Origin of the sequence: Streptomyces sp. NPDC029216 (assembly GCF_040648015.1) — a bacterium.
Taxonomy (GTDB): Bacteria; Actinomycetota; Actinomycetes; order Streptomycetales; family Streptomycetaceae; genus Streptomyces.
On sequence record NZ_JBEZWL010000120.1, the window covers coordinates 1 to 22,994 of the forward strand.

Here is a 22,994-nt window from a genome sequence, read left to right on the forward strand (position 1 = left end):
CTCACCCTCTCGGGCTTTCCTCCGGGCTTTCGTTCTTGCGATTCAGACTCTATCAGAGTCTTTCTCGCTTGCTTTCCAGGTCCTTCGCTTTCGCGTTTTCCCTTTCCGGCGGTTCCGACTCTATCAGATTCTTTTCCGTACCGTCTCCGGTGTGGATTGGAATTCCGATGGCCTTCGGAGGGCCTTTCCCTTTCGGGCGGGACAGACTTTATCAGGTTTCCCCGGTCTGGATTCCCACCCTCCCCCGCGGACGGGTCCGGGCACACGTGTGTGCGCCGTTCCGTGCGGGGTGGAGTCGTCAACGTACTGGAGCGGGGCCCCCGGATGCAAATCCGGTTGCCCCGCTCCGGTGATGTCGCTACCGCGAGGGCTGGATCAGACCTCGACGACGACGGGGAGGATCATCGGGCGGCGACGGTAGCCGTCGGAGACCCACTTGCCCATCGTCCGGCGGATGAGCTGCTGGATCTGGTGCGGCTCGGCCACGCCATCGGCGGCGGCGCGGGCGATGGCCTCCTCGATCTTCGGGATGATCGCCGTGAAGGCGGAGTCCTCGATGCCGGAGCCGCGGGCCTGGATGTTCGGGCCGCTGACGACCTTGCCGGTGGTGCTGTCCACCACGACGAAGACCGAGACGATGCCCTCGTCGCCGAGGATCTTGCGGTCCTTGAGGTGGACTTCCGTGACATCGCCGACCGACAGACCGTCCACGTACACGTAGCCGGCCTGGACCTTGCCCGAGATCCGGGCCTTGCCGTCGATCAGGTCGACGACCACGCCGTCCTCGGCGATGACGATGCGGTCCTTCGGGACGCCCGTCATGGCACCGAGCTCGGCGTTGGCGCGCAGGTGGCGCCACTCGCCGTGGACCGGCATCAGGTTCCTCGGCTTGCAGATGTTGTAGAAGTACAGCAGCTCGCCGGCCGAGGCGTGACCCGAGACGTGGACCTTGGCGTTGCCCTTGTGGACGACGTTCGCGCCCCAGCGGGTCAAGCCGTTGATCACGCGGTAGACCGCGTTCTCGTTGCCTGGGATCAGGGACGACGCCAGGATCACGGTGTCGCCGGGGACGATCCGGATCTGGTGGTCGCGGTTGGCCATGCGGGACAGGGCCGCCATCGGCTCGCCCTGGGAACCCGTGCAGACCAGCACGACCTCGTCGTCCGGCAGGTCGTCGAGGGTCTTGACGTCGACGACGAGGCCCGCCGGGACCCGCAGGTAGCCCAGGTCACGGGCGATGCCCATGTTGCGGACCATGGAGCGGCCGACGAAGGCGACCCGGCGGCCGTACTCGTGGGCGGCGTCCAGGATCTGCTGGATGCGGTGCACGTGGCTGGCGAAGGACGCCACGATGATCCGCTTCTGGGCCCCCGCGAAAACGCCGCGGATGGCGTTGGAGATGTCGCGCTCCGGCGGGACGAAGCCCGGGACCTCGGCGTTCGTCGAGTCCGAGAGGAGGAGGTCGATGCCCTCTTCGCTCAGGCGCGCGAAGGCGTGCAGGTCCGTGAGGCGGTTGTCCAGCGGCAGCTGGTCCATCTTGAAGTCGCCGGTGGCGACGACCAGGCCGGCGCCGGTGCGGATGGCGACCGCGAGGGCGTCCGGGATGGAGTGGTTGACGGCGATGAACTCGCAGTCGAAGGGGCCGAGGTTCTCGCGCTCGCCCTCCTTCACCTCAAGGGTGTAGGGGCGGATGCGGTGCTCCTGGAGCTTGGCCTCGATGAGGGCCAGCGTCAGCTTGGAGCCGATCAGCGGGATGTCCGGCTTCTCCCGGAGGAGGTACGGGACGGCGCCGATGTGGTCTTCGTGGCCGTGGGTGAGGACGATGCCCTCGATGTCGTCGAGCCGGTCCCGGATGGACGTGAAGTCCGGAAGGATCAGGTCGATGCCCGGCTGCTCCTCCTCGGGGAAGAGCACGCCGCAGTCGACGATGAGCAGGCGGCCGTCGAACTCGAAGACGGTCATGTTGCGGCCGATCTCGCCGAGACCGCCCAGCGGGGTGACCCGCAGGCCGCCCTTGGGGAGCTTCGGAGGCGGGCCGAGTTCAGGGTGCGGATGGCTCAAAAGTTTCTCCTTCACCACGCACGCCACGTACCCGTTGAGGCACGTGGCGCGCATGTCATTCGTGCACTTGCTCTTGTCTGTTTCGGTCCTGCTTATTCAGTTGTGAAGTCTGTTGTCAGAGCTGTACCCCGCCGGCGGCGAGATCGAGCTTGAGCTGGGCGGTCTCTTCGTCGGACAGTCCGACGAGCGGCAGCCGCAGCGGGCCGGCGGGCAGGCCCTGCAGGTTCAGGGCTGCCTTGGTGGTCATGACGCCCTGGGTGCGGAACATACCGGTGAACACCGGGAGCAGCTTCTGGTGGATCTCCGTCGCCTTCTGGACGTCGCCGCCCACGTGGGCTTCGAGCATCGCGCGCAGCTCGGGGGCGACCACGTGGCCGACGACGGAGACGAAGCCGACGGCTCCGACCGACAGGAGCGGCAGGTTCAGCATGTCGTCACCGGAGTACCAGGCCAGGCCGCTCTGGGCGATGGCCCAGCTGGCGCGGCCGAGGTCGCCCTTGGCGTCCTTGTTGGCGACGATGCGGGGGTGCTCGGCCAGTCTGACCAGGGTCTCGGTGTTGATCGGGACACCGCTGCGGCCGGGGATGTCGTAGAGCATGACCGGCAGCCCGGTGGCGTCCGCGATGGCCGTGAAGTGCTGGAAGAGGCCTTCCTGCGGCGGCTTGCTGTAGTAGGGCGTGACCGCGAGCAGGCCGTGGGCGCCGGTGCGCTCGGCCTGGCGGGCCAGCTCCAGGGTGTGGCGGGTGTCGTTGGTGCCGATCCCGGCCACGACGTGGGCGCGGTCGCCGACCGCTTCGAGTACGGCTCGTACGAGGTCGTTTTTCTCCGCGTCGGTGGTCGTGGGGGACTCACCGGTGGTGCCGTTGACGATCAGGCCGTCGTTGCCTGCGTCCACCAGGTGGACGGCGAGACGCTGCGCGCCGTCGAGGTCAAGTGCGCCATCCGCCGTAAACGGCGTGATCATGGCGGTGAGGACCCGCCCGAAGGGGGTCTGCGGAGTCGAGATCGGAGCCATGGGTAACACGCTACTCGCTGCCATGCTCGCGGTGTCCCCTCGGGGGACGTCAACCGGGTATCCGTCGTGGGGTCTCCCCCGGCGGGGGCCGGGGGTGGCTGGGCTGTTGGATCCCGGCACTGCCTGCTCGGGGGTTCAAGCAGTGCCGGGTCCGTTTGATCAGCCTAGATGAACTTTACGAAACGCCGCAATACGGACACTTGGGACTTGTCCCAGCACATCAGTACGCCGTGCGTGCATCGGTCCTTACGGGGCAACGCGGCCGTTGCCGTTGAAGGCCGCGTAGGTCAGCGGCATGAGCTTCGCCCAGTGCTGCTCCATCTTCTCGCCGACCATCTCGATCTCCCGCTGCGGGAAGGACGGCACCTTCGCCAGCTCGTGCTGGGTGCGCAGGCCGAGGAAGTGCATGAGCGAGCGCGCGTTGCAAGTGGCGTACATCGACGAGAACAGGCCGACCGGCAGGACCGCCCGGGCTACCTCGCGCGCCACGCCGGCGGCGAGCATCTCCTGGTACGCCTCGTAGGCCTGGCGGTAGCTGTCCTCCATGACCCGGCCCGTCAGCTCCTGCTGCGCCTCGGTGCCCTCGACGAAGACGTACTTGCCCGGACGGCCCTCCTGGACGAGCTTGCGCTCGGCGTCGGGGACGTAGAAGACCGGCTGGAGCTCCCTGTAGCGGCCGGACTCCTCGTTGTAGGACCAGCCCACGCGGTGCCGCATGAACTCACGGAACACGAAGATCGGGGCGCTGATGAAGAAGGTCATCGAGTTGTGCTCGAAGGGGCTGCCGTGGCGGTCGCGCATCAGGTAGTTGATGAGGCCCTTGGAGCGTTCCGGGTCCTTCTGGAGCTCCTCCAGGGACTGCTCGCCGGCCGTCGACACACGGGCGGCCCACAGCACGTCGCTGTCGGCGGCGGAGTGCTTGACCAGCTCCACCGTCACATCACTGCGGAAGCTGGGTTTCAGGTCGGGGGCGACGGTCTCGCTCACGCGGGGTCCTTCCGAACGGGTCTTTCGAGGGGCGCGTTCACTCTACGGCGATCGGCACCGCCCACCTGACAGGCGGACGGGTGCGGCCGTCTCACCCGGACAGCTGACGGAGCGCCACGGATTTTGGCGAATGTCCGGAAATCCGGCACCGATCGGTCCGTCCGTTCGTCTTACGGGACAGACCCACAAGCCCCCGACCCCAAGGAGAGTCGCCCCCATGTTCCGCCGGCGCGAACCCGTCCCGTTCGCCTTCGTCGCCGAGGCCGACCGTTTCCGAAGCAACGTCACTCCGCCGCCGCGCGAGAGTCTGAGCATGACCCAGATCACCGCCCGTAGTCTGGTCGGGCTGACCGTGGTGGCGGGGCTCGTCGGCTCCCTGCTCTTCGGCATGCCCGCCCTGCAGCCCTACAAGGCCACCGGCAAGGCGCAGCAGTCGCAGGCCTCCGAGGGGCGGTAGCCTCACGGGCACAGATCAACGAACGTGCATGTGAGTGAGGTCCAGCCGTGCCCCTGCCCTTCCTGACGGCCGACGGCGTCTTCGACGCACACGAGGACGAAGCCCTCCCTCATGTGGATCCCGCGCGCTGGCGGCGCCCCTACCGGCCCGGCCCCTGGCGGGTTGCCGGTGCGGCGCTGCTCCTGCTGCTGTCCGCCTTCATGCTGCTGGCCACCGTGATCATCGCCTTCGCGGGCACCTGGGCCGGCGCCGCCGCCGCGGGGGCCGCCTCGCTGGCCGTGATCGGGTCGGCGCTGCGGATCCTGCGCACGGGTGTCTGGGTGAGTCCCAGCGGGCTGCGGCGGGTGGGGTTCTTCGCGACCCGTTCCCTCGCCTGGAGCGAGGTGGAGGGGGTCAGGAAGGTGCAGCAGCCGGTGCGCTGGCTGGGGCTGCCGAGGACCGTGCAGGGGCAGGCGCTGACGGTGGCCGGGCGCGGCGGTGCGGAGCTTCCCGTGCTGCTGACCGACCACAGCGCCGACTTCCTGGCGCGCGGTGAGGCCTTCGACCGGGCGGCCGTCCTGGTGGAGGCGTGGGCCGAGGAGTACCGGGCCGTGCCCGCCTGACGGTTCGGGGAGCGCAACGAGGGCCCGTACGGGGATCGTCCTGTACGGGCCCTTCCGTTGCCGCTTCCGCGCGGCTAGGCGCCGGCGCGTGCCTGGTCGCCGACGCGTGCCTGGTGCAGGGCGATGGCCCGCTGCATGGCCTTGCGGGCCCGCGGGGTGTCACGGGCGTCGTGGTAGGCGACGGCGAGGCGGAACCAGGTGCGCCAGTCGCCCGGCGCGTCCTCGGTCTCGGCCTTGCGGCGCGCGAAGACCTCGTCGGCCGAGTCCCGCAGGATCCGGCCGTACTGGTCCCGCTCCAGTTCGTCGACGGGCAGGCCCCCCTCGGCCTCCAGTTCGGCGGCGAGCTGGTTGGCGCGCGTGACGAACCGGGTGTTCTGCCAGAGGAACCAGACGCCGATGACCGGCAGGATCAGCACGGCCGCGCCGAAGGTGACGGTGAGCCAGGTGCCCTGCTGGATCAGCATCAGGCCCCGGCTGCCGACCAGGACGAAGTAGACGACCAGGACGGCGGCCGTGAGGAAGTACGTGATCTTCGCGCGCATGGTGCTACTGCCTCATCAGCCGAGGTCGAGGAAGTGTTCCAGGCCGAAGGTGAGGCCCGGGGTCTGCGTCACGCGGCGCACGCCGAGCAGGATGCCCGGCATGAAGCTGCTGTGGTGCAGGGAGTCGTGACGGATGGTCAGGGTCTCGCCCTCGCCGCCGAGCAGCACCTCCTGGTGGGCCAGCAGGCCGCGCAGGCGGATGGCGTGCACCGGGACGCCGCCGACGTCCGCGCCGCGGGCGCCGTCGAGGGCCGTGGCGGTGGCGTCGGGCTGCGCGCCGAGGCCGGCCTCGGCGCGGGCGGCCGCGATGAGCTGGGCCGTACGGGTCGCGGTGCCGGAGGGGGCGTCGACCTTGTTGGGGTGGTGCAGCTCGACGACCTCGACGGACTCGAAGTAGCGGGCGGCCTGGGCGGCGAACTTCATCGTGAGGACGGCGCCGATGGAGAAGTTCGGGGCGATGAGCACCCCGGTCTCCGGGGAGCCGGCCAGCCAGGTGTTCAGCCGGCCGAGGCGTTCCTCGTTCCAGCCGGTGGTGCCGACCACGGCGTGGATGCCGTGGCGGACGAGGAAGTCGAGGTTGTCCATCACCGAGTCGGGGGTGGTCAGCTCGACGGCGACCTGGGCGCCGGCCTCGGCCAGCGTCTCCAGCTTGTCGCCCCGGCCGAGGGCGGCCACCAGCTCCATGTCCCCGGCGGCCTCGACGGCCTTGACGGCCTCGGAGCCGATGCGGCCCTGGGCGCCGAGGACGGCCACGCGCAGCTTGCTCATGCTTGTTTCCTTCACTCCGTAAGGGACTAGGCGACCGCTTCGTCCAGGCGGGCCGCCTGCTTCTCCTTGAGCGGGCCGACCACCGCGAGCGAGGGCCGCTGTGCCAGTACATCCTGGGCGACCGCGCGGACGTCGTCCGGGGTCACCTGGGAGATGTGGGCCAGCATGTCGTCGACCGACATCTGGTCGCCCCAGCACAGCTCGCTCTTGCCGATGCGGTTCATGATCGCGCCGGTGTCCTCCAGGCCGAGGACGGTGGAGCCGGAGAGCTGGCCGACGGCGCGGCGGATCTCCTCGTCGGTGAGTCCCTCGGAGGCGACCTTGTCGAGCTCGTCGCGGCAGATCCGCAGGACGTCGTGGACCTGGCTGGGCCGGCAGCCGGCGTAGACCCCGAAGAGGCCGGTGTCGGCGAAGCCGGAGGTGTACGAGTACACGCTGTAGGCCAGGCCGCGCTTCTCGCGGACCTCCTGGAAGAGCCGGGAGGACATGCCGCCGCCGAGGGCGGTGTTCAGCACGCCGAGGGCCCAGCGGCGGTCGTCGGTGCGGGCCAGGCCGGGCATGCCGAGGACCACGTGGGCCTGCTCGGTCTTGCGGTTGACCAGGTCGACGCGGCCGGCGGTGCGGATGCGCTTGGTGCCGGTGCGCGGGCCGAGGGGCACCGCGTCGGTGTGCTTCAGGGCGCCGGCCTTCTCGAAGGCCGCGCGGACCTGGCGTACGACCTTGGTGTGGTCGACGTTGCCGGCTGCGGCGACGACCAGGCGGGTGGGGTCGTAGTGCTTCTTCCAGAAGCGGCGGATCCGGTCGGCGTCGAGGGCGTTGATGGTCTCGACGGAGCCGAGGACGGGGCGGCCCAGCGGCGAGTCGCCGTACATGGTGTGCGCGAACAGGTCGTGGACCATGTCGCCCGGGTCGTCCTCGGTCATCGCGATCTCTTCGAGGATGACCCCGCGCTCGGCGTCGACGTCCTCCTCGCGGATCAGCGAGCCGGTGAGCATGTCGCAGACCACGTCGATGGCCAGCGGCAGGTCGGTGTCGAGCACCCGCGCGTAGTAGCAGGTGTACTCCTTCGCCGTGAAGGCGTTCATCTCTCCGCCGACCGCGTCGATCGCGGAGGAGATGTCGAGGGCGGTGCGCTTGGCGGTGCCCTTGAAGAGGAGGTGCTCCAGGTAGTGGGTGGCGCCGTTCAGGGCGGGCGTCTCGTCGCGGGAGCCGACGTTGGCCCAGATGCCGAAGGTGGCGGAGCGCACGGACGGGAGCGTCTCGGTGACGACGCGCAGTCCGCCGGGGAGGACGGTGCGGCGGACGGTGCCGATGCCGTTCTCGCCCTTGAGGAGGGTTTGGGTACGGGCGACGGCCCGCCCCTCCGAAGAGGGGCGGGCCGTCACACGGGAACTACGCGACGTCACTTGTCGGAGTCGTCCTTGTCAGCCTCGGCGGCGTCCTCGCCCTCGATCACGGGGACCAGGGAGAGCTTGCCGCGCTGGTCGATCTCGGCGATCTCGACCTGCACCTTGGTGCCGACCGCGAGCACGTCCTCGACGTTCTCCACGCGCTTGCCACCGGCGAGCTTGCGGATCTGCGAGATGTGCAGCAGGCCGTCCTTGCCGGGCATGAGGGAGACGAAGGCACCGAAGGTGGTGGTCTTGACGACCGTGCCCAGGTACCGCTCGCCGACCTCCGGCATGGTCGGGTTGGCGATCGCGTTGATCGTGGAGCGGGCGGCCTCGGCGGCCGGGCCGTCGGCGGCACCGATGTAGATGGTGCCGTCGTCCTCGATCGTGATCTCGGCGCCGGTGTCCTCCTGGATCTGGTTGATCATCTTGCCCTTGGGGCCGATGACCTCACCGATCTTGTCCACGGGGATCTTGACCGTGATGATCCGCGGGGCGTTGGGGGACATCTCGTCCGGCGTGTCGATCGCTTCCATCATCACGTCGAGGATGTGGAGGCGGGCGTCGCGGGCCTGGGTGAGGGCCGCGGCCAGGACGGAGGCCGGGATGCCGTCCAGCTTGGTGTCGAGCTGGAGGGCGGTGACGAACTCCTTGGTACCGGCGACCTTGAAGTCCATGTCGCCGAAGGCGTCCTCCGCACCGAGGATGTCGGTGAGGGCGACGTAGTGCGTCTTGCCGTCGATCTCCTGGGAGATCAGGCCCATGGCGATACCGGCGACGGGGGCCTTGAGCGGCACACCGGCGTTCAGCAGCGACATGGTGGAGGCGCAGACCGAGCCCATGGACGTCGAACCGTTGGAGCCGAGGGCCTCGGACACCTGGCGGATCGCGTAGGGGAACTCCTCGCGCGTCGGCAGGACCGGCACGATCGCGCGCTCGGCGAGCGCGCCGTGGCCGATCTCGCGGCGCTTCGGGGAGCCGACGCGGCCGGTCTCGCCGACGGAGTACGGCGGGAAGTTGTAGTTGTGCATGTAGCGCTTGCGGGTCACCGGGGAGAGGGTGTCCAGCTGCTGCTCCATGCGGAGCATGTTGAGGGTGGTGACGCCCAGGATCTGGGTCTCGCCACGCTCGAACAGCGCCGAGCCGTGCACGCGCGGGATGGCCTCGACCTCGGCGGCCAGGGTGCGGATGTCCGTCAGGCCACGGCCGTCGATGCGGACCTTGTCCTTGATGACGCGCTCGCGCACCAGGGCCTTGGTCAGGCTGCGGTAGGCGGCGGAGATCTCCTTCTCGCGGCCCTCGAAGGCCGGGAGGAGCTTCTCGGCGGCGATGTCCTTGACGCGGTCCAGCTCGGCCTCGCGGTCCTGCTTGCCCGCGATGGTCAGCGCCTGGGCCAGCTCGCCGCGGACGGCCTGCTCCAGGGCGGCGTAGACGTCCTGCTCGTAGTCGAGGAAGACCGGGAACTCGCCCTCGGGCTTGGCGGCCTTGGCGGCGAGGTCGGCCTGGGCCTTGCACAGGACCTTGATGAAGGGCTTCGCGGCTTCGAGGCCGGCGGCCACGATCTCCTCGGTCGGCGCCTCGGCGCCGCCCTTGACGAGGGCGATGGTCTTCTCGGTGGCCTCGGCCTCGACCATCATGATCGCGACGTCGCCGTCCTCCAGGACGCGGCCCGCGACGACCATGTCGAAGACGGCGTCCTCGAGCTCGGTGTGCGTCGGGAAGGCCACCCACTGGCCCTTGATCAGCGCGACGCGGACGCCGCCGATCGGGCCGGAGAAGGGCAGGCCGGCCAGCTGCGTGGACGCGGACGCGGCGTTGATCGCGACGACGTCGTACAGGTGGTCGGGGTTGAGCGCCATGATCGTGGCGACGACCTGGATCTCGTTGCGCAGGCCCTTCTTGAAGGACGGGCGCAGCGGGCGGTCGATCAGGCGGCAGGTGAGGATCGCGTCCTCGGAGGGGCGGCCCTCGCGGCGGAAGAAGGAGCCGGGGATCTTGCCGGCCGCGTACTGGCGCTCCTCGACGTCCACCGTCAGGGGGAAGAAGTCGAGCTGGTCCTTGGGCTTCTTCGACGCGGTGGTCGCGGAGAGCACCATCGTGTCGTCGTCCAGGTAGGCAACGGCGGAGCCGGCGGCCTGGCGGGCGAGGCGGCCCGTCTCGAAGCGGATGGTGCGGGTGCCGAAGGAACCGTTGTCGATCACGGCCTCGGCGTAGTGGGTCTCGTTCTCCACTAGCGTTTTCTCCATTTTCGTCGTCTCCGTCCGCCACCCGTGTGGTGGGGGACGGTTGCGGAGAAGCGCTCCTGGCGTGCGGGCCGGTCTTCGATCGAAGCACCCGGTTGTCGGCCCCTGCGTGGGGTTCCGGATGCCACTACCGAGGACCGGCGGCGTAGGGAGGGCGCTCCTCCTCTTCAGTTGTGCGCTGTGTCCCAGACTACAAAGCGTCCGGTACGTCGCGCACGTACGGCGAAGGGAGCGGCCCCATCGGTGTGGGAACCGCTCCCTTCACTGTGTGCTTACTTGGCGCCGGCCGCACCACGGCGGATGCCGAGGCGCTCGACCAGCGTACGGAAGCGCTGGATGTCCTTCTTGGCCAGGTACTGCAGCAGGCGGCGGCGCTGGCCGACCAGGATCAGCAGACCACGACGGGAGTGGTGGTCGTGCTTGTGGGTCTTGAGGTGCTCGGTCAGGTCCGAGATGCGGCGGGACAGCATCGCGACCTGGACCTCGGGAGAGCCGGTGTCGCCCTCCTTGGCACCGAATTCGGCGATGATCTGCTTCTTCGTAGCGGCGTCGAGCGGCACGCGTACTCCTCGTATCGGGTCTTCGTAGCCACCGAGTGCCCCAGGTCGAATTCTCTGGGGATCTTCCGTAACTCGGGAGGCGGGGCTCGCTGAGCGCAGCCTCCAGAGGTCTCCGGGGGCGCGTACACAAACGGCCGTCACACAGCGTACCAGGCTGCCGGGCCGCGCCGTCTCAGCTGGTGAGAGAGCGGGCGCGGCCGTATACGTCGAGCACGGCCAGCGTCAGCGGGACGAGGCTGAGCAGTACTGCGGCCTCGGTGAGGTCGAGCAGCCTTCCCCAGAAGGGTGACAGGCCCTTGCGGGGGATGACAAGCGCAATTCCGGTGAGGAGGGCCGCGCCGGCGGCGACGGCGGCGGAGAGCCAGATCGTACGGAGGTCCAGGCCGCTGCGGTCGTGGTACTCGGCGAACTCGCGCAGCAGGCCGGCCGGGGGGTGCAGGGCCAGGCCCAGGATGAGCAGGCCGGTGGCCGCGAGGCCGGCGGTGAGGGCGCAGAGCACCTGCGAGGTGTAGCGGAAGAGGCGGGCGCGCAGCAGCATGGCCAGGCCGGCGGCCAGGGCGAGCGGGCGCCCCCAGGTGCCGTCGGAGAAGCCGAGGACGGCCGCGGCGCCCACGGTGACGGCCGCGCAGCCCCCGACCAGGCCGAGGAGCATCTCGTGGCCCCGGCGGGCCTGGGCGGCGATGGCCTCGGCGTCGAGCGGGGTGGCCGGGTCCGGTCGGCCGTCGCCGGGCCGGTCACCGTACGGGTCCGTCTCGTGGCGGTCCGGGGTCTCGTAGTCCGGGGCGGCGCTGCGCGGGGCGGCGTAGCCGATGGGCAGGCGGGCGAAGCGGGCGGAGAGACCGGGCAGGAAGGCCACGAGCCCGATGGCCACGGGGGCGCAGACGGCGGCGGTGGCGGTCGCGGAGGCGCCGGCGGCGATGGCCGCGAAGGTGGCGAGGGTGCCGGTGGCGGCGAGGAAGGTGGCCGCGACGAAGGGGGCGTCCCCGTCCGGGGTGAGGGCGACCAGGGCGACGGAGGCGACGAGGACGCAAACGCAGCCGAGGAGGAACTGCAGCCGGCCGGGTCCGTGGCCGGGGGCTACGGCCACGATGCCGGAGCCGGCGATCAGCAGGTGCGGCAGGCCGCCGAGGCCGAGGGCGGCGGCGGAGCCCCGGTCGCGGTAGACGCGGGCGCGCACTCCCGCGGCGGCGGTGAGCAGGACGCCGACGGCTCCGGCGATGATCCCGGGCAGGCCGTGCATGTCGTGGCGGACCGGGTCGGCGTACCAGAGGACGAAGCCGAGCAGGACGAGCAGCAGGGCGGCGCCGGCCAGGCCCGCCCCGCGGAGCATGTCGTCGCTCCAGCGGTGCCGGTCGCGGACGACGGCGGAGGCGACGGCGTCGGAGACGTCGTCGAACACGGCGGGCGGGAGGGATTCGGCGAAGGGGCGCAGGCTGAGCACCTCGCCGTCGAGGACCTGCTGGGCGGCGAGGGTGCGGGCGCCGTCGAGGACGGTCCCGGAGCGGCGCACGAGGTGGAAGCCGGTCGGGGCGCCGACGGGCTGGGTCTGGCCGGTGAGGCGCAGCAGCTCCGGGTAGACGTCGGCGACGGCGATGTCCTCGGGGAGGGCGACGTCGATGCGGCTGTCCGGAGCCACGACGGTGACCCTGCAGAATCCCGTCGACTCGGCCGTACTCACCTGTGTGACCCCCCTGGTTGGCGCCCTTCGGGGCGGCCGATTCGCGGATGCGCATGGGTGGATGCGCATGGTGCGCGCGCCACCCTACCCGGCGGCCGTGCGGCCCCCGGCAAGTAGGATCGCGGTCTTGCCCGGGCGTGGGGTGCGGGAGTCCCCTTCCAGGCCCGGGACTTGGGGGCGGCGGTCGCGGCGTCCCGTCCGCTTTCGAGGGATTGATGCTCCGGTGAGCCAGATCGTCGTCAAGCGCCCGCCCCGGTCGCTGCCGCCCGAAGTGCCTTCGGACGAGCTGAGGCTGGAGGCTCCGCCGGAGCTTCCGCGGGGGCAGCAGGAGGGCATGCTGATGCAGCTCCTGCCGATGCTGGGCATGGGCTCGTCGGTCGTCTTCTTCTTCATGCCGGGCGCGGCGCCGTTCATGCGCATCATGGGCGTGCTGATGCTGGCGTCCACGGTGGGCATGGTCGTGGCCCAGCTGGTGCGGTACCGGCGAGGTACGCAGGGGCAAATGGCCGACGTCCGGCGGGACTACCTCAAGTACCTCGCGCAGACGCGGCGTCAGGTGCGCAGGACCGCGCGGGCGCAGCGTGACGCGCAGCTGTATCTGCACCCGGCGCCCGAGCAGTTGTGGTCCGTGGTGGCGGAGGGCTCGCGGCTGTGGGAGCGGCGGGTCGGCGACGCGGACTTCGGGCAGGCCCGGCTGGGGCTGGGGCCGCAGCGGCTGGCGACGGCGCTGGTGGCTCCGGACACGGCGCCGGTGGACGAGCTGGAGCCGCTGACGGCGGGGGCGATGCAGCGCTTCCTGAAGGTGCACTCCTCGCTGGACGGGCTGCCGGTGGCGGTGTCGATCCGGGCGTTCTACCACGTGACGGTGTCCGGGGAGGCGGAGTCGGCGCGCGGGGCGGCGCGGGCGATGGTGGCGCAGCTGGCGACGCTGCACTCCCCCGAGGACCTGGTGGTCGGCGTGGTGGCGGCGCCGGGGGCGGCGCCCGCGTGGGACTGGGTGAAGTGGCTGCCGCACACGCAGGTGCCCGGGCAGGTGGACGGGGCCGGTACGAAGCGGCTGTTCGGCGACGACCTGGGTGAGCTGGAGCACCTGCTCGGGTCCCGGCTGGAGGGGCGGCCGCGGTTCAGCCGGGACGTGTCCCCGGTGCTGGACCAGCCGCACCTGGTGGTGGTCCTCGACGGTGGCCTGGTGCCGCCGGACTCGGTGTTCGCGGCGGCCGAGGGGCTGCAGGGCGTGACCGTCGTCGAGGTGGTCGCGGGCGAGCTGGACGAGCCGCGGGGCGGGCTGTCGGTCGTGGTGCGGCCGGGGCGGCTGCGGCTGGAGTCGGGCGCCGGGGTCGCGTACGAGGGCGTGCCGGACTCCCTGTCGCTGCCGGCGGCGGAGGCCCTGGCCCGGCAGCTGGCGCCGCTGCGCACGGGCGGCGGGGACGACGACGAGCCGCTGCTGGCGAACCTGGACTTCACGGACCTGCTGAACCTGGGCGACGCGGCCTCGATCGACGTGTCGCGCACCTGGCGGCCGAGGTCGGCCGGTGAGCGGCTGCGGGTTCCGATCGGGGTGGGCGAGGACGGCGCACCGGTGATGCTGGACCTGAAGGAGGCCGCGCAGGAGGGCATGGGTCCGCACGGGCTGTGCGTGGGCGCGACGGGTTCGGGCAAGTCGGAGCTGCTGCGCACGCTGGTGCTGGGCCTGGCGGTGACGCACACCTCGGAGACGCTGAACTTCGTCCTCGCGGACTTCAAGGGCGGGGCCACGTTCACGGGCATGGGGCGGATGCCGCACGTCGCGGCGGTGATCACGAACCTGGCGGACGACCTGACGCTGGTCGACCGGATGGGCGACTCGATCCGCGGCGAGCTCCAGCGCCGGCAGGAGCTGCTGCGGGCGGCGGGCAACTACGCGAACATCCACGACTACGAGAAGGCGCGCGCGGCGGGCGCCCCGCTGGAGCCGCTGGCCTCGCTGGTGCTGGTGATCGACGAGTTCAGCGAGCTGCTGACCGCGAAGCCCGACTTCATCGACATGTTCATCCAGATCGGCCGCATCGGCCGTTCGCTGGGCGTGCACCTGCTGCTGGCCTCGCAGCGGCTGGAGGAGGGCAAGCTGCGCGGCCTGGACACGTACCTGTCGTACCGGATCGGTCTGCGGACCTTCTCGGCGGCGGAGTCGCGGACGGCGATCGGGGTGCCGGACGCGTACCACCTGCCGTCGGTGCCCGGTTCGGGCTATCTGAAGTTCGGTACGGACGAGATGACCCGGTTCAAGGCGGCGTACGTCTCGGGTGTCCACCGTTCGGGCGGGCCGGAGCTGTCGGTGGGGGCGTTCCCGGTGGAGCGGCGGCCGGTGCTGTTCACGGCGGCTCCGGTGCCGGTGGTGTACGCGGCCCCGGACCCGGCGTACCTCGCGGCCGCGCGGCCGGAGCGGGAGGACGACGCGCTCGCGGACACGGTGCTGGACGTGATCGTGGGCCGGCTGGAGGGGCAGGGGGTGCCGGCGCACCAGGTGTGGCTGCCGCCGCTGGACCGGGCGCCCTCGCTGGACCAGCTGCTGCCGGCGCTGGCGCCGTCGGCGGAGCGCGGGCTGCACGCGGAGGGCTATACGCGGCCGGGCGGGCTGGTGGTGCCGCTCGGGCTGATCGACAAGCCCTTCGAGCAGCGGCGTGAGGTGCTGTACCGGGACTTCTCGGGGGCGGCGGGCCACATGATGGTGGTGGGCGGTCCGCAGTCGGGCAAGTCGACGCTGGTACGGACGCTGATCTCGGCGTTCGCGCTCACGCACACCCCGCGCGAGGTGCAGTTCTACGGGCTGGACTTCGGCGGCGGCGGTATGTCGGCGGTGGCGGAGCTGCCGCACGTGGGCGGGATCGCCTCGCGGCTGGATCCGGAGCGGGTGCGGCGTACGGTCGCGGAGGTGGCGGGGATCCTGACCCGGCGCGAGGAGTTCTTCCGCGCGCAGGGCATCGACTCCATGGCCACCTACCGGCGCCGGCGGGCGGCGGGCGAGCTGCCGGGCGAGGCGTGGGGCGACGTGTTCCTGGTCGTGGACGGCTGGGGCGGGTTCCGCGGGGAGTACGAGGGCCTGGAGCCGGTGGTCACGGACATCGCCTCGCGCGGTCTGGGCTACGGCATCCACGTGGTGGTGACGGCGGCCCGCTACATGGAGGTGCGGGCCGCGCTGAAGGACCAGATGCTGGGGCGGCTGGAGCTGCGGCTCGGTGACGTCATGGACTCCGAGTTCGACCGCAAGGTCGCGGCGAACGTCCCGACGGGGATGCCGGGCCGCGGGCAGGTGCCGGAGAAGCTGCACTTCCTGGGCGCGCTGCCGCGCGTGGACGGCGCGCACGACGCGGACAGCCTCTCGCAGGGCACGGCGGAGTTCGTGGCGGCGGTCCGGGCGGGCTGGACGGGGCCGTCGGCTCCGGGGGTACGGCTGCTGCCGCGGCTGCTGCACGCCGACCAGCTCCCCAAGGGCGGGGAGTTCCCGGAGCGCGGGATCGCGATCGGCATCGACGAGACGGCGCTGGAGCCGGTGTTCGTCGACTTCGAGTCGGACCCCTTCTTCCTGGTGTTCGGCGAGAGCGAGTCGGGCAAGACGAACCTGCTGCGGCTGATCGCCCGGCAGATCGCCGAGCGGTACACCCCGGACCAGGCGAAGCTGGTGGTCGGCGACTACCGGCGCGGTCTGCTGGGGGCGCTGCCCGAGGAGCACCTGCTGGAGTACGCGCCGATGGCGAACTCCCTGCAGACGCACATGCAGGCGCTGGGCGGGGTGTTCTCGCGGCGCCAGCCCCCCAACGACGTCACCCCGCAGCAGCTGCGGGACCGCAGCTGGTGGACGGGCCCGGACGTGTTCATCGTGATCGACGACTACGACCTGGTGGCGACGAGCCAGGGCAATCCGCTGGCACCGCTGGTGGAGTTCCTGCCGTTCGCCCGGGACACCGGCGTCCGCTTCATCATCGCGCGCAGCTCGGCGGGGGCCTCGCGGGCCGTGTACGAGCCGTTCCTGCAGCGGATCAAGGAGCTGGGCGCGCAGGGCGTGGTGCTGTCGGGCGACCCGTCGGAGGGCGACCTCCTCGGCCCGGCCCGCCCCCGCCCGATGCCGCCGGGCCGCGGCTTCTACGTCTCCCGCAAGCGCGGCACCTCGCTGGTCCAGCTGGGACGGATGCCGGGGCTGTAGGAGGGTGCCGGTCCGGGCCTGCGGCCGGGGCCCGGGCTCTCGTTTCCGGCGGAAACGGCCCGGGGCGGCCGGCCCTCGCAGATAATCGGCTGCGAAGACCAAGCAGCACCGCACGACCGACGGGAAGGGCCGCATCATGGGCACCCAGCAGGAGAAGGACGAGCTGTACGCGCTCGACATCAGCGACGTCGAGTGGCAGGGCCCGCCCGGGACCAGCCCGGACGAGGAGCGGGTCGAGATCGCCAAGCTGCCCGAGGGCGCGGTGGCGATGCGGTCCTCGCTGGACCGGGACACGGTGCTGCGCTACACGGCGGCCGAGTGGGAGGCGTTCGTCCTCGGGGCCCGGGACGGGGAGTTCGACCTCACCTGAGGCCCGCGGGAGCCGTACGAGGAGGGGGCGCGCCCGGTGCCGGGCGCGCCCCCTCCTCGTATGCCGTTTGCGGGGCTCAGAAGGCCTCGGTGAACAGGCGGGAGGCCTTCACGTCGGTCGCGCGGTAGGCGCCCTTGCCGTGCTCGATGAGCCGGGCGGCTTCCTCCAGCTTGGTCTGCATGTGGTTGGCCCGCGCGTGGTACTTCTTCTGGAGGGCGACGTACTCGCGGTGCGCCTCACCGTCCCAGGTGTCGGTGACGACCTTCACGGCCGCCTCCATCTCCTCCAGGTCCTTGAGGATGTTCCTGGAGACGATGCGGATGCGGTCCGCCATCTGCTGGACGCTCTCGTACCGTACCCGGGTGTGGCCGTCGTTGTTGCCGGACATGCTCTTCTCCTTCGGCTGGCGTGCGGGGGCGGCTCAGAGGTTGTCGAGGCCCGAGTTTCCGAGCGGCTTGAACGCCGCGAACACTTCCGCGTCCTGCGCGTTGGTGAGGTTCTTGGTCTGCGACACCGCGTTGTGGAGCACGCCGAGCAGGCGGCGGATCGCGTCGTGGTCCTCGTTCAGCTGCGACTGGGCCGTGGTGAACCCGTCGGCTCCGACGCCGGTCCAGCCCGCGCTGGCGGTGGCCAGGATGTCGGCCAGCTCACGGGCCTGGGTGGTCACGGCATTGGCCGTCTCGGAGATCCTGTTGGCCGCCTTGACGACCGGATCGTCGGCAAGTCCGAAATTGTCAGTCATCCGAAGCTCCTCACTTCTCAATTCCCCGGCCGGGCCGGGGGATCGCGGTGCGGAGCGGACGGTCCGGGCGCGGATTCGAGCCGCGCGCACCGGAATTCCCCCTCCGCCTCACGCCCCTCCCCCGATCACAGTCGTGAAGCCTGCGGCCACTCTAGCCAGTTCGACCGACACGCCCAACACGGCGGCGGGCCTCGCGCACGACGGTGGCGGTCGCGGCGATGACCGCGACGAGGAGTCCGGCGGCGCCCAGGGCGTACGTGGCGATGCGCTCGTCGCGCTCCTGGGGGGTCTCGGTGAGCTGGAGCGGTACCGCCTGCGGGGCGGCCGCCGGGGGCGGGCCGGGGTCCGGGACGGGGGCCCTGGGCGTCTCGCGGTCCTGGGTGAGCGCCCGTACGGGGTCCACGACGCCCCAGCCCACGTAGTCGTCCCGGCCCTTGACGGAGCGCTCTGCGGTGTTCTGGATCTGCCAGACCACCTCCTGCGGGGTCCACTGCGGGTGCTTGGCGCGCAGCAGGGCGGCGACCCCGGCGACGTAGGGGGCGGAGAAGCTGGTGCCGTTGTCGAGGCACTGGCCGAAGCCGGGGACGGTGGAGACCATGTCGACGCCGGGGGCGGCGATGCCGATGAAGTCCCCGGGCTGGGAGAAGGCCGCCCGTTCGTTGTTGCGGTCGGAGGAGGCGACGGCGAGGACGCCCGGGAAGGCGGCCGGGTAGGTGCGGCGCTTCTCGCCGCTCAGGCCGTCGTTGCCGGCGGAGGCGATGACCACGGCTTTGGCGTCCAGGGCCCGCTGGACGGCCTTGGCGAGCTCGGAGTCGGCGGTCAGGGGGGCGTCGGTGTCCTGGGAGATGTTGATGACCTGGGCGCCCTTGGCCACGGCGTGGTCGATGGCCTGGGCGAGGGTGGCGGCGTTGCCGTTGCCCTGTCCGTCGTTCTGCCGGATCGGGATGACGGTCGCCTCGGGGGCCAGGCCGACGAAGCCGGTGCCCTGCTGGGGGCGGGCCGCGATCAGCCCGGCGACCTTGGTGCCGTGGCCGACGGTGTCGTTGGTGCCGTCGCCGCCCTTGGGGTCGAGGAAATCGCGGCCCGCGCCGGTGTCGAGGGCGCCGGCCAGCTGCGGGTTGGCGCGGTCGACGCCGGTGTCGATGACCGCGACCCGGACGCCCTTGCCCCGGGTCTGCGCCCACAGGGCGTCGAACGTGAGCCGTTGCAGGGCCCAGGGGCGGTCGGCGATCTGCCGCTTCATGGGGAAGGTGCACTCGCCCGCCCCGGCCGGGCCCCGGGCGTAGGCGGGCCGGGCGTGCGCGGGGGCGCCGGCGGCCACGAGGAGCGCGAGCGCGGCCAGCGGCAGTGCGGCGGCGCGGGAGGGGTGGGGCACGGCAGGTCTCCTCACTCAGGAACCCTGGGGCTGGCGGGCCGAGTTGGTGTCCAGGCGGGGCCCCTTGGACAGGAACTCCGACCAGGCGATGGGCACCAGCGCCGGGACGACCCCGCCGTAGCCGAGCCGGACCTGCGCCTGGCTGAGCTCGGGCCGGCCGTCGCCGGCGCCCGAGCCGCCCTGGTCCTGCGGGCCGGGGCGGCCGATCCCCGACTGTTCGGCGTCGCTGTCGCCGTTGGCCTGTACGGCGTACCGCAGGCCGGTGTCGGTGACCAGGAACAGGGCGCCGCCCGCGGTGGTCTGGCGGCCCTGGACCTGGGTGTAGAGCAGTCCCGTGCCGGGGGTGACGTACGCGCTGGTGCCGCTGGCCGTGATGTCGACGGGGAAGCCGGTACCGGCCCAGGTGCTCAGCGTCTGGTTGCCCTGGCCGTCGACGGAGCGCAGGACGCTGCACACGGTGTTGCGCCGTTCACCGGCAGGGGCGGAGCCGGGGGCCGCCGCGACCCGGTTGACCTGGGCGCCGCGCCGGCGGGGCCAGCGGACCTCGTCCTTGAAGGCGGTGGCGTCCGGGTTCAGGGCCTGGAGGTCGACCTCGCGGGCCCTGCCGTGCATGTCGAGGCCGTCGGTCGCGGGCGCGGAGATCAGCAGCCAGGCGACGAACTCGGAGACCGGGGCGACCCGGTCGGGCAGGACGACGTAGTACTGGGTGCCCGAGCCGGTCTGGGCGGTCAGCACCATGCCGACCCGGTTGTCGGCGCTGCCCAGCCCCGGGACGGCCGCGGCGGCACCGGCGGTGCCGGGCAGCTGCGGGAAGCCGAGGTCGTCGCCGGAGTTGAGGGTGGCCAGCCACTCCTCGGTGACCGGCTGGGGGGTGGCTCCGGTGCCGACCAGGGCCATGGTGAGGGTCCCGGAGTCGGGGCGCCCTTCGGGGAACCGGTACTTCGTGCCCGCCGCGTCGACGAGGAAGCGCTCCTTGGCGCCGCCGGTGCTCTGCACGTACAGCACCTGGGTGTCGGTGGTGCGGTGGCCGTCGTCCAGCAGGCCCGCCTCGCGGTCGGCGAGGACGAAGGCGGCGGTCTGCACGCCCCGGCCGTTGCCGCCGGGCTGCTGGCAGACGGCCCAGCGCTTGGCCTTCGCGGCCTCCGCCCGGGCGGGCAGCCGGTCGGGGGCGTACGGGATGCCGATGATGGGGCCGCGCGGGGGTTTGCCCGCGTCCAGGACCTTGTCCTCGACCTGGACGACCTTGGACTTCTGCGGGTCGAGGAGGAGCCGCGCGGAAGCCAGGTTCAGCACCGGGTGCAGCCGGGTCTGGTCCTTGCCGTTGACCTTGGTGGTGAGGACCACGTACCGGGTCGTCGAGTCCTTGCCGACGATGACCATGGCTCCGGGCGCGTCCCAGCCCTTGGGCGCCTGCGGCCGGAACATGCCCCAGGCGCCGAAGCCGGCGACCAGCAGCGCGCCGGCGACCACACCGGGCAGGACGGCGCGCAGCGGGCGGGGTGCGCCCTCCTCGGTGCCGGTGGCGGAAGGCTGGAGGAAGGCGGCCACCATGCGCCGCTTCGCAAAGGTGTACGCGTTGAGCTCGTCGCGTCGTGATGCCATGCCCGCCTGCTCCTCCCCGCACGGCCCGGTGGGTGGGGCCGCTCCCCGGGCCCGGGTTGTCGGACCGGGGACCTACTATGCCTCTTGACGGAGGGTCGGCCGGTGCCGGGTGGTCCGAGGCGGCCGTCCGGCGCCCGCCGGATCCCTCCGGACCGGGGAATTCAGGGCTGTTGGGGTGGATGGGGAGGTTCCGGTGCCGGGTGGCTGCTGCCGCCCGGTTCCCGGACTGCCCTGGTCCGCCCCCGAGTTGGGGAGGTGCGCGAGTGGGGGCCACCGCGACGGCGCCGCAGGCGGCCGAGGCCGCGCCCGTACGCGGCGGGGTCACACCGCATCCGAGGCCGAGCGCGGGCCGGTTCGGGCCGTTCCGATTGCAACAGCTCGTCCTGCTGCAGCTCGCCGCTGCCGTGCTGCTCGTTGCCTGGGTGGTGGAGCCGCTGCTGCTGGTGCCCGCCGGGGCGGCTGCGCTCGCCCTGGTGCTGCTGGCCCTGGTACGGCGCCACCAGCGCTCCCTGCCCGAGTGGCTCGGCGGCGCGCTCGCGCTGCGCGCCCGGCGGCGCAGGGCCGCGTCCGCCACGCTGCCCGCGGGCATCGAGCCGGGGCTGGCGCCGCTGGTCGAGGCCGATCCGGCGCTGCGGACGACGGCCTTCGGGGACCGTGACCGGCGGCCGGTCGGGCTGGTCGGCGACGGGACCTTCCTGACGGCGGTGGTGCAGGTGGACACGGACGCCACCGCGCTGCGGCCGGAGCGCACGGCGCGGCCGCTGCCGCTGTCCGCGGTCCGCGACGTCCTGGAGGTGGACGGGATCCGGCTGGAGTCGGCGCAGCTGGTGCAGCACACCCAGCCGGCCCCGGCCCCTCACCTGCCGGCGCAGTCGATGGCGACGCTCAACTACGCGCCGCTCCAGGCGCGGTCGGGTGCTCCGGCGGTGCGGCTGACGTGGATCGCCCTCAAGCTCGACCCGGAGCTGTGCCCGGAGGCGGTCGCCGCGCGCGGGGGCGGGCTCGTGGGGGCGCAGCGGTGTGTGGTGCGGGCGGCGGACCAGCTGGCGAGCCGGCTGACGGGGGCCGGGTTCCGGGCCACGGTGCTGACGGAGCAGGAGCTGACGGGCGCGCTGGCGACCTCGTCGTGCGCGAACCCGATGGCGATCACCCAGGCCGGGCGGTCGGCGAGCACCGGCCGGCGCACGGAGGAGACGGCGCGGACCTGGCGCTGCGACGACCGCCGGCACACCACCTACTGGATAGCCCGCTGGCCGCAGCTGGGCGGGGCCGGGGCGGCGCTGCCGCAGCTCGCGGCGTTGCTGACCTCGCTGCCCGCGCTGGCGACGAACTTCAGCCTGACGATGGCCCCGGCCGGGCGGCAGGGCGTGACGCTGACGGGACACGTACGGGTGACGGGGCGCAGTGACGAGGAGCTGGTGACGGCCCGGCGGGAGCTGGAGCGGACGGCGCGGGGAGTACGGACCGGGCTGGTCCGGCTGGACCGGGAGCAGGTGCCGGGGCTGCTGGCCTCGCTGCCGCTGGGAGGGGCGCGATGAGGGGCTCGACTTCGGTGCGGGGCGGGTTCGGGCTGATCGGGCCGCGCCGCGAGCGGCACGTGGTCGCGGCGGCGGACGTGGACGCGCTGGCGCTGCCCGTCGGGGACGACGGGGTCGTCATCGGCGTGGACGCCGCGGGGCGGCCGGCGGTGCTGGGCGTGAACCGGCCCACCCCGTACGAGGTCACGCTGATCGGCGGGCTGTGGACGGCCCAGGTACTGGCCCTGCGCACGGCCGCCACCGGGGCCCGGGTCGCGGTGGAGACGGGGCGCGCGCAGGTGTGGTCGGGGCTGGCCCGGGCGGCCGGCGGCGGCCAGCAGTGCGTGACCCTGCACGACGTGGGCCGGGTGCCGCCGCAGGGCGCGTCGGCGGGCAGCCCGGTCCTGGTGGTCCGCGACTGCGGAATGCGGCCGCCGCGCGGGCGGGTGGCGGCGGGACCGTGGCAGTCGGTCCTGACCCTGCTGCCGTACCTGAGCCCGACGGCGCCCCGGCTGCTGCGGAACTCCGCGCTGGTGGGGGTGCAGCGGGTCTCGCCGGACGAGGCGGAGCAGGTGGGCGCGCTGATGCGACTGCCGAGGGCGGCGGTGGACTCGCTTCCGACCCTGGGGGACGGGGTCACGCTGTGGTGCACGCGGCGGGACCGCAAGTTCGTGATGACACAGGGCACGGAAACGGAAACGGGCCTCCTGGGGGCGGCGCGCCGGATCGACTGACGTTCGGGGGAGGCGGGGGGCTTTCGGGGCGGCGGGGTGGCGTTTCGGGGGCGCCGGGGGCCCTTTCGGGGGCGCCCGGGAGGCGGCCTTCGGGGCGCCTGGGTGGCGGCCTTCGGGGCGCCTGGGTGGCCCTCGGGGCGGGCGGAGTGGCCTACGGGGGCGGGCGGTGC

19 protein-coding genes are annotated in these 22,994 nt (G+C 72.2%); 6 read left to right on the forward strand and 13 right to left on the reverse strand.

All coding sequences use genetic code 11. The features are described from left to right. Positions 1 to 375: 375 nt before the first annotated feature. The 3 genes from AB0F18_RS30310 to thyX all read right to left on the reverse strand — a co-directional run bounded on the left by AB0F18_RS30310 (position 376) and on the right by thyX (position 4,063). Positions 376 to 2,061, reverse strand: a complete 1,686-nt coding sequence (locus AB0F18_RS30310; protein WP_362066396.1) for a ribonuclease J — start codon at positions 2,059 to 2,061, stop codon at positions 376 to 378. A 115-nt stretch (positions 2,062 to 2,176) separates the two neighbouring features. After that, positions 2,177 to 3,076 (reverse strand): 4-hydroxy-tetrahydrodipicolinate synthase, encoded by a 900-nt coding sequence (gene dapA, locus AB0F18_RS30315; RefSeq protein WP_362066398.1) that lies wholly within the window; start codon positions 3,074 to 3,076, stop codon positions 2,177 to 2,179. Between the two features lie 246 nt (positions 3,077 to 3,322). Continuing rightward, entirely contained in the window at positions 3,323 to 4,063 is a 741-nt protein-coding gene (gene thyX, locus AB0F18_RS30320; protein ID WP_358892622.1) for an FAD-dependent thymidylate synthase, read from the reverse strand. Between the two features lie 217 nt (positions 4,064 to 4,280). Between thyX and AB0F18_RS30325 the strand changes: the two genes are divergently transcribed. After that, positions 4,281 to 4,520 carry a hypothetical protein gene (locus AB0F18_RS30325; protein WP_362066400.1) on the forward strand — a complete coding sequence of 80 codons (240 nt, stop codon included), beginning with the start codon at positions 4,281 to 4,283 and terminating at the stop codon, positions 4,518 to 4,520. 47 nt (positions 4,521 to 4,567) lie between these two features. Next, positions 4,568 to 5,122 carry a PH domain-containing protein gene (locus AB0F18_RS30330; RefSeq protein ID WP_362066402.1) on the forward strand — a complete coding sequence of 185 codons (555 nt, stop codon included), beginning with the start codon at positions 4,568 to 4,570 and terminating at the stop codon, positions 5,120 to 5,122. A gap of 74 nt (positions 5,123 to 5,196) precedes the next feature. On the opposite strand, the gene AB0F18_RS30335 is transcribed toward AB0F18_RS30330, so the two are convergent. The 6 genes from AB0F18_RS30335 to eccD form a co-directional block, all read right to left on the reverse strand. Next, positions 5,197 to 5,664, reverse strand: a complete 468-nt coding sequence (locus AB0F18_RS30335) for a hypothetical protein (RefSeq protein ID WP_362066404.1) — start codon at positions 5,662 to 5,664, stop codon at positions 5,197 to 5,199. A 15-nt stretch (positions 5,665 to 5,679) separates the two neighbouring features. Continuing rightward, positions 5,680 to 6,432: a 4-hydroxy-tetrahydrodipicolinate reductase gene (dapB, locus tag AB0F18_RS30340; RefSeq protein ID WP_362066406.1), complete on the reverse strand. Its 753-nt coding sequence runs from the start codon at positions 6,430 to 6,432 to the stop codon at positions 5,680 to 5,682. Between the two features lie 26 nt (positions 6,433 to 6,458). Continuing rightward, positions 6,459 to 7,838, reverse strand: a complete 1,380-nt coding sequence (locus AB0F18_RS30345; protein WP_362066408.1) for a pitrilysin family protein — start codon at positions 7,836 to 7,838, stop codon at positions 6,459 to 6,461. Then, the gene (locus AB0F18_RS30350) at positions 7,835 to 10,054 is read right to left on the reverse strand and encodes a polyribonucleotide nucleotidyltransferase (protein ID WP_362066425.1); all 2,220 of its coding nucleotides are present in this window, start codon (positions 10,052 to 10,054) and stop codon (positions 7,835 to 7,837) included. The genes AB0F18_RS30345 and AB0F18_RS30350 overlap by 4 nt, the downstream gene beginning before the upstream one ends. Positions 10,055 to 10,338: 284 nt before the next feature. Next, positions 10,339 to 10,626 (reverse strand): 30S ribosomal protein S15, encoded by a 288-nt coding sequence (rpsO, locus tag AB0F18_RS30355; protein ID WP_007266917.1) that lies wholly within the window; start codon positions 10,624 to 10,626, stop codon positions 10,339 to 10,341. A gap of 172 nt (positions 10,627 to 10,798) precedes the next feature. After that, positions 10,799 to 12,304: a type VII secretion integral membrane protein EccD gene (eccD, locus tag AB0F18_RS30360; RefSeq protein WP_362066410.1), complete on the reverse strand. Its 1,506-nt coding sequence runs from the start codon at positions 12,302 to 12,304 to the stop codon at positions 10,799 to 10,801. Between the two features lie 223 nt (positions 12,305 to 12,527). Here eccD and eccCa point away from each other — a divergent pair, with 223 nt between their 5' ends. Together eccCa and AB0F18_RS30370 are read left to right on the forward strand one after the other, a co-directional pair. Then, on the forward strand, positions 12,528 to 16,484 hold the full coding sequence (gene eccCa, locus AB0F18_RS30365) for a type VII secretion protein EccCa (protein WP_362066412.1): 3,957 nt from the start codon (positions 12,528 to 12,530) through the stop codon (positions 16,482 to 16,484). Positions 16,485 to 16,620: 136 nt separating this feature from the next. Continuing rightward, complete coding sequence (locus tag AB0F18_RS30370) at positions 16,621 to 16,854, forward strand: DUF397 domain-containing protein (protein ID WP_007266914.1); 234 nt, start codon at positions 16,621 to 16,623, stop codon at positions 16,852 to 16,854. Positions 16,855 to 16,930: 76 nt separating this feature from the next. Here AB0F18_RS30370 and AB0F18_RS30375 read toward each other — a convergent pair whose 3' ends face one another. The 4 genes from AB0F18_RS30375 to eccB form a co-directional block, all read right to left on the reverse strand. Further along, positions 16,931 to 17,242, reverse strand: coding sequence for a WXG100 family type VII secretion target (locus AB0F18_RS30375; RefSeq protein ID WP_362066413.1), 312 nt, complete (start codon positions 17,240 to 17,242; stop codon positions 16,931 to 16,933). 33 nt (positions 17,243 to 17,275) lie between these two features. Further along, a complete protein-coding gene (locus AB0F18_RS30380) occupies positions 17,276 to 17,596 on the reverse strand; it encodes a WXG100 family type VII secretion target (protein WP_362066415.1) in 321 nt (106 codons plus the stop codon). Between the two features lie 151 nt (positions 17,597 to 17,747). Then, positions 17,748 to 18,971: a type VII secretion-associated serine protease mycosin gene (gene mycP, locus AB0F18_RS30385; protein ID WP_362066417.1), complete on the reverse strand. Its 1,224-nt coding sequence runs from the start codon at positions 18,969 to 18,971 to the stop codon at positions 17,748 to 17,750. Between the two features lie 15 nt (positions 18,972 to 18,986). Further along, positions 18,987 to 20,573, reverse strand: a complete 1,587-nt coding sequence (eccB, locus tag AB0F18_RS30390; RefSeq protein WP_362066419.1) for a type VII secretion protein EccB — start codon at positions 20,571 to 20,573, stop codon at positions 18,987 to 18,989. Positions 20,574 to 20,836: 263 nt separating this feature from the next. On the opposite strand from eccB, the gene eccE reads away from it, so the two are divergent. Next, positions 20,837 to 22,111, forward strand: coding sequence for a type VII secretion protein EccE (gene eccE / locus AB0F18_RS30395; protein ID WP_362066421.1), 1,275 nt, complete (start codon positions 20,837 to 20,839; stop codon positions 22,109 to 22,111). Beyond that, positions 22,108 to 22,824: a hypothetical protein gene (locus AB0F18_RS30400; protein ID WP_362066423.1), complete on the forward strand. Its 717-nt coding sequence runs from the start codon at positions 22,108 to 22,110 to the stop codon at positions 22,822 to 22,824. The genes eccE and AB0F18_RS30400 overlap by 4 nt, the downstream gene beginning before the upstream one ends. Positions 22,825 to 22,994: the final 170 nt, after the last annotated feature.

Excerpts from the sequence above, each read along its gene's own strand:
- dapA (WP_362066398.1), bottom strand. The coding sequence starts at position 3,076 with ATGGCTCCGATCTCGACTCCGCAGACCCCCTTCGGGCGGGTCCTCACC.
- AB0F18_RS30325 (WP_362066400.1), top strand. The coding sequence starts at position 4,281 with ATGTTCCGCCGGCGCGAACCCGTCCCGTTCGCCTTCGTCGCCGAGGCC.
- AB0F18_RS30335 (WP_362066404.1), bottom strand. The coding sequence starts at position 5,664 with ATGCGCGCGAAGATCACGTACTTCCTCACGGCCGCCGTCCTGGTCGTC.
- dapB (WP_362066406.1), bottom strand. The coding sequence starts at position 6,432 with ATGAGCAAGCTGCGCGTGGCCGTCCTCGGCGCCCAGGGCCGCATCGGC.
- AB0F18_RS30370 (WP_007266914.1), top strand. The coding sequence starts at position 16,621 with ATGGGCACCCAGCAGGAGAAGGACGAGCTGTACGCGCTCGACATCAGC.
- AB0F18_RS30375 (WP_362066413.1), bottom strand. The coding sequence starts at position 17,242 with ATGTCCGGCAACAACGACGGCCACACCCGGGTACGGTACGAGAGCGTC.
- AB0F18_RS30380 (WP_362066415.1), bottom strand. The coding sequence starts at position 17,596 with ATGACTGACAATTTCGGACTTGCCGACGATCCGGTCGTCAAGGCGGCC.
- eccB (WP_362066419.1), bottom strand. The coding sequence starts at position 20,573 with ATGGCATCACGACGCGACGAGCTCAACGCGTACACCTTTGCGAAGCGG.
- AB0F18_RS30400 (WP_362066423.1), top strand. The coding sequence starts at position 22,108 with ATGAGGGGCTCGACTTCGGTGCGGGGCGGGTTCGGGCTGATCGGGCCG.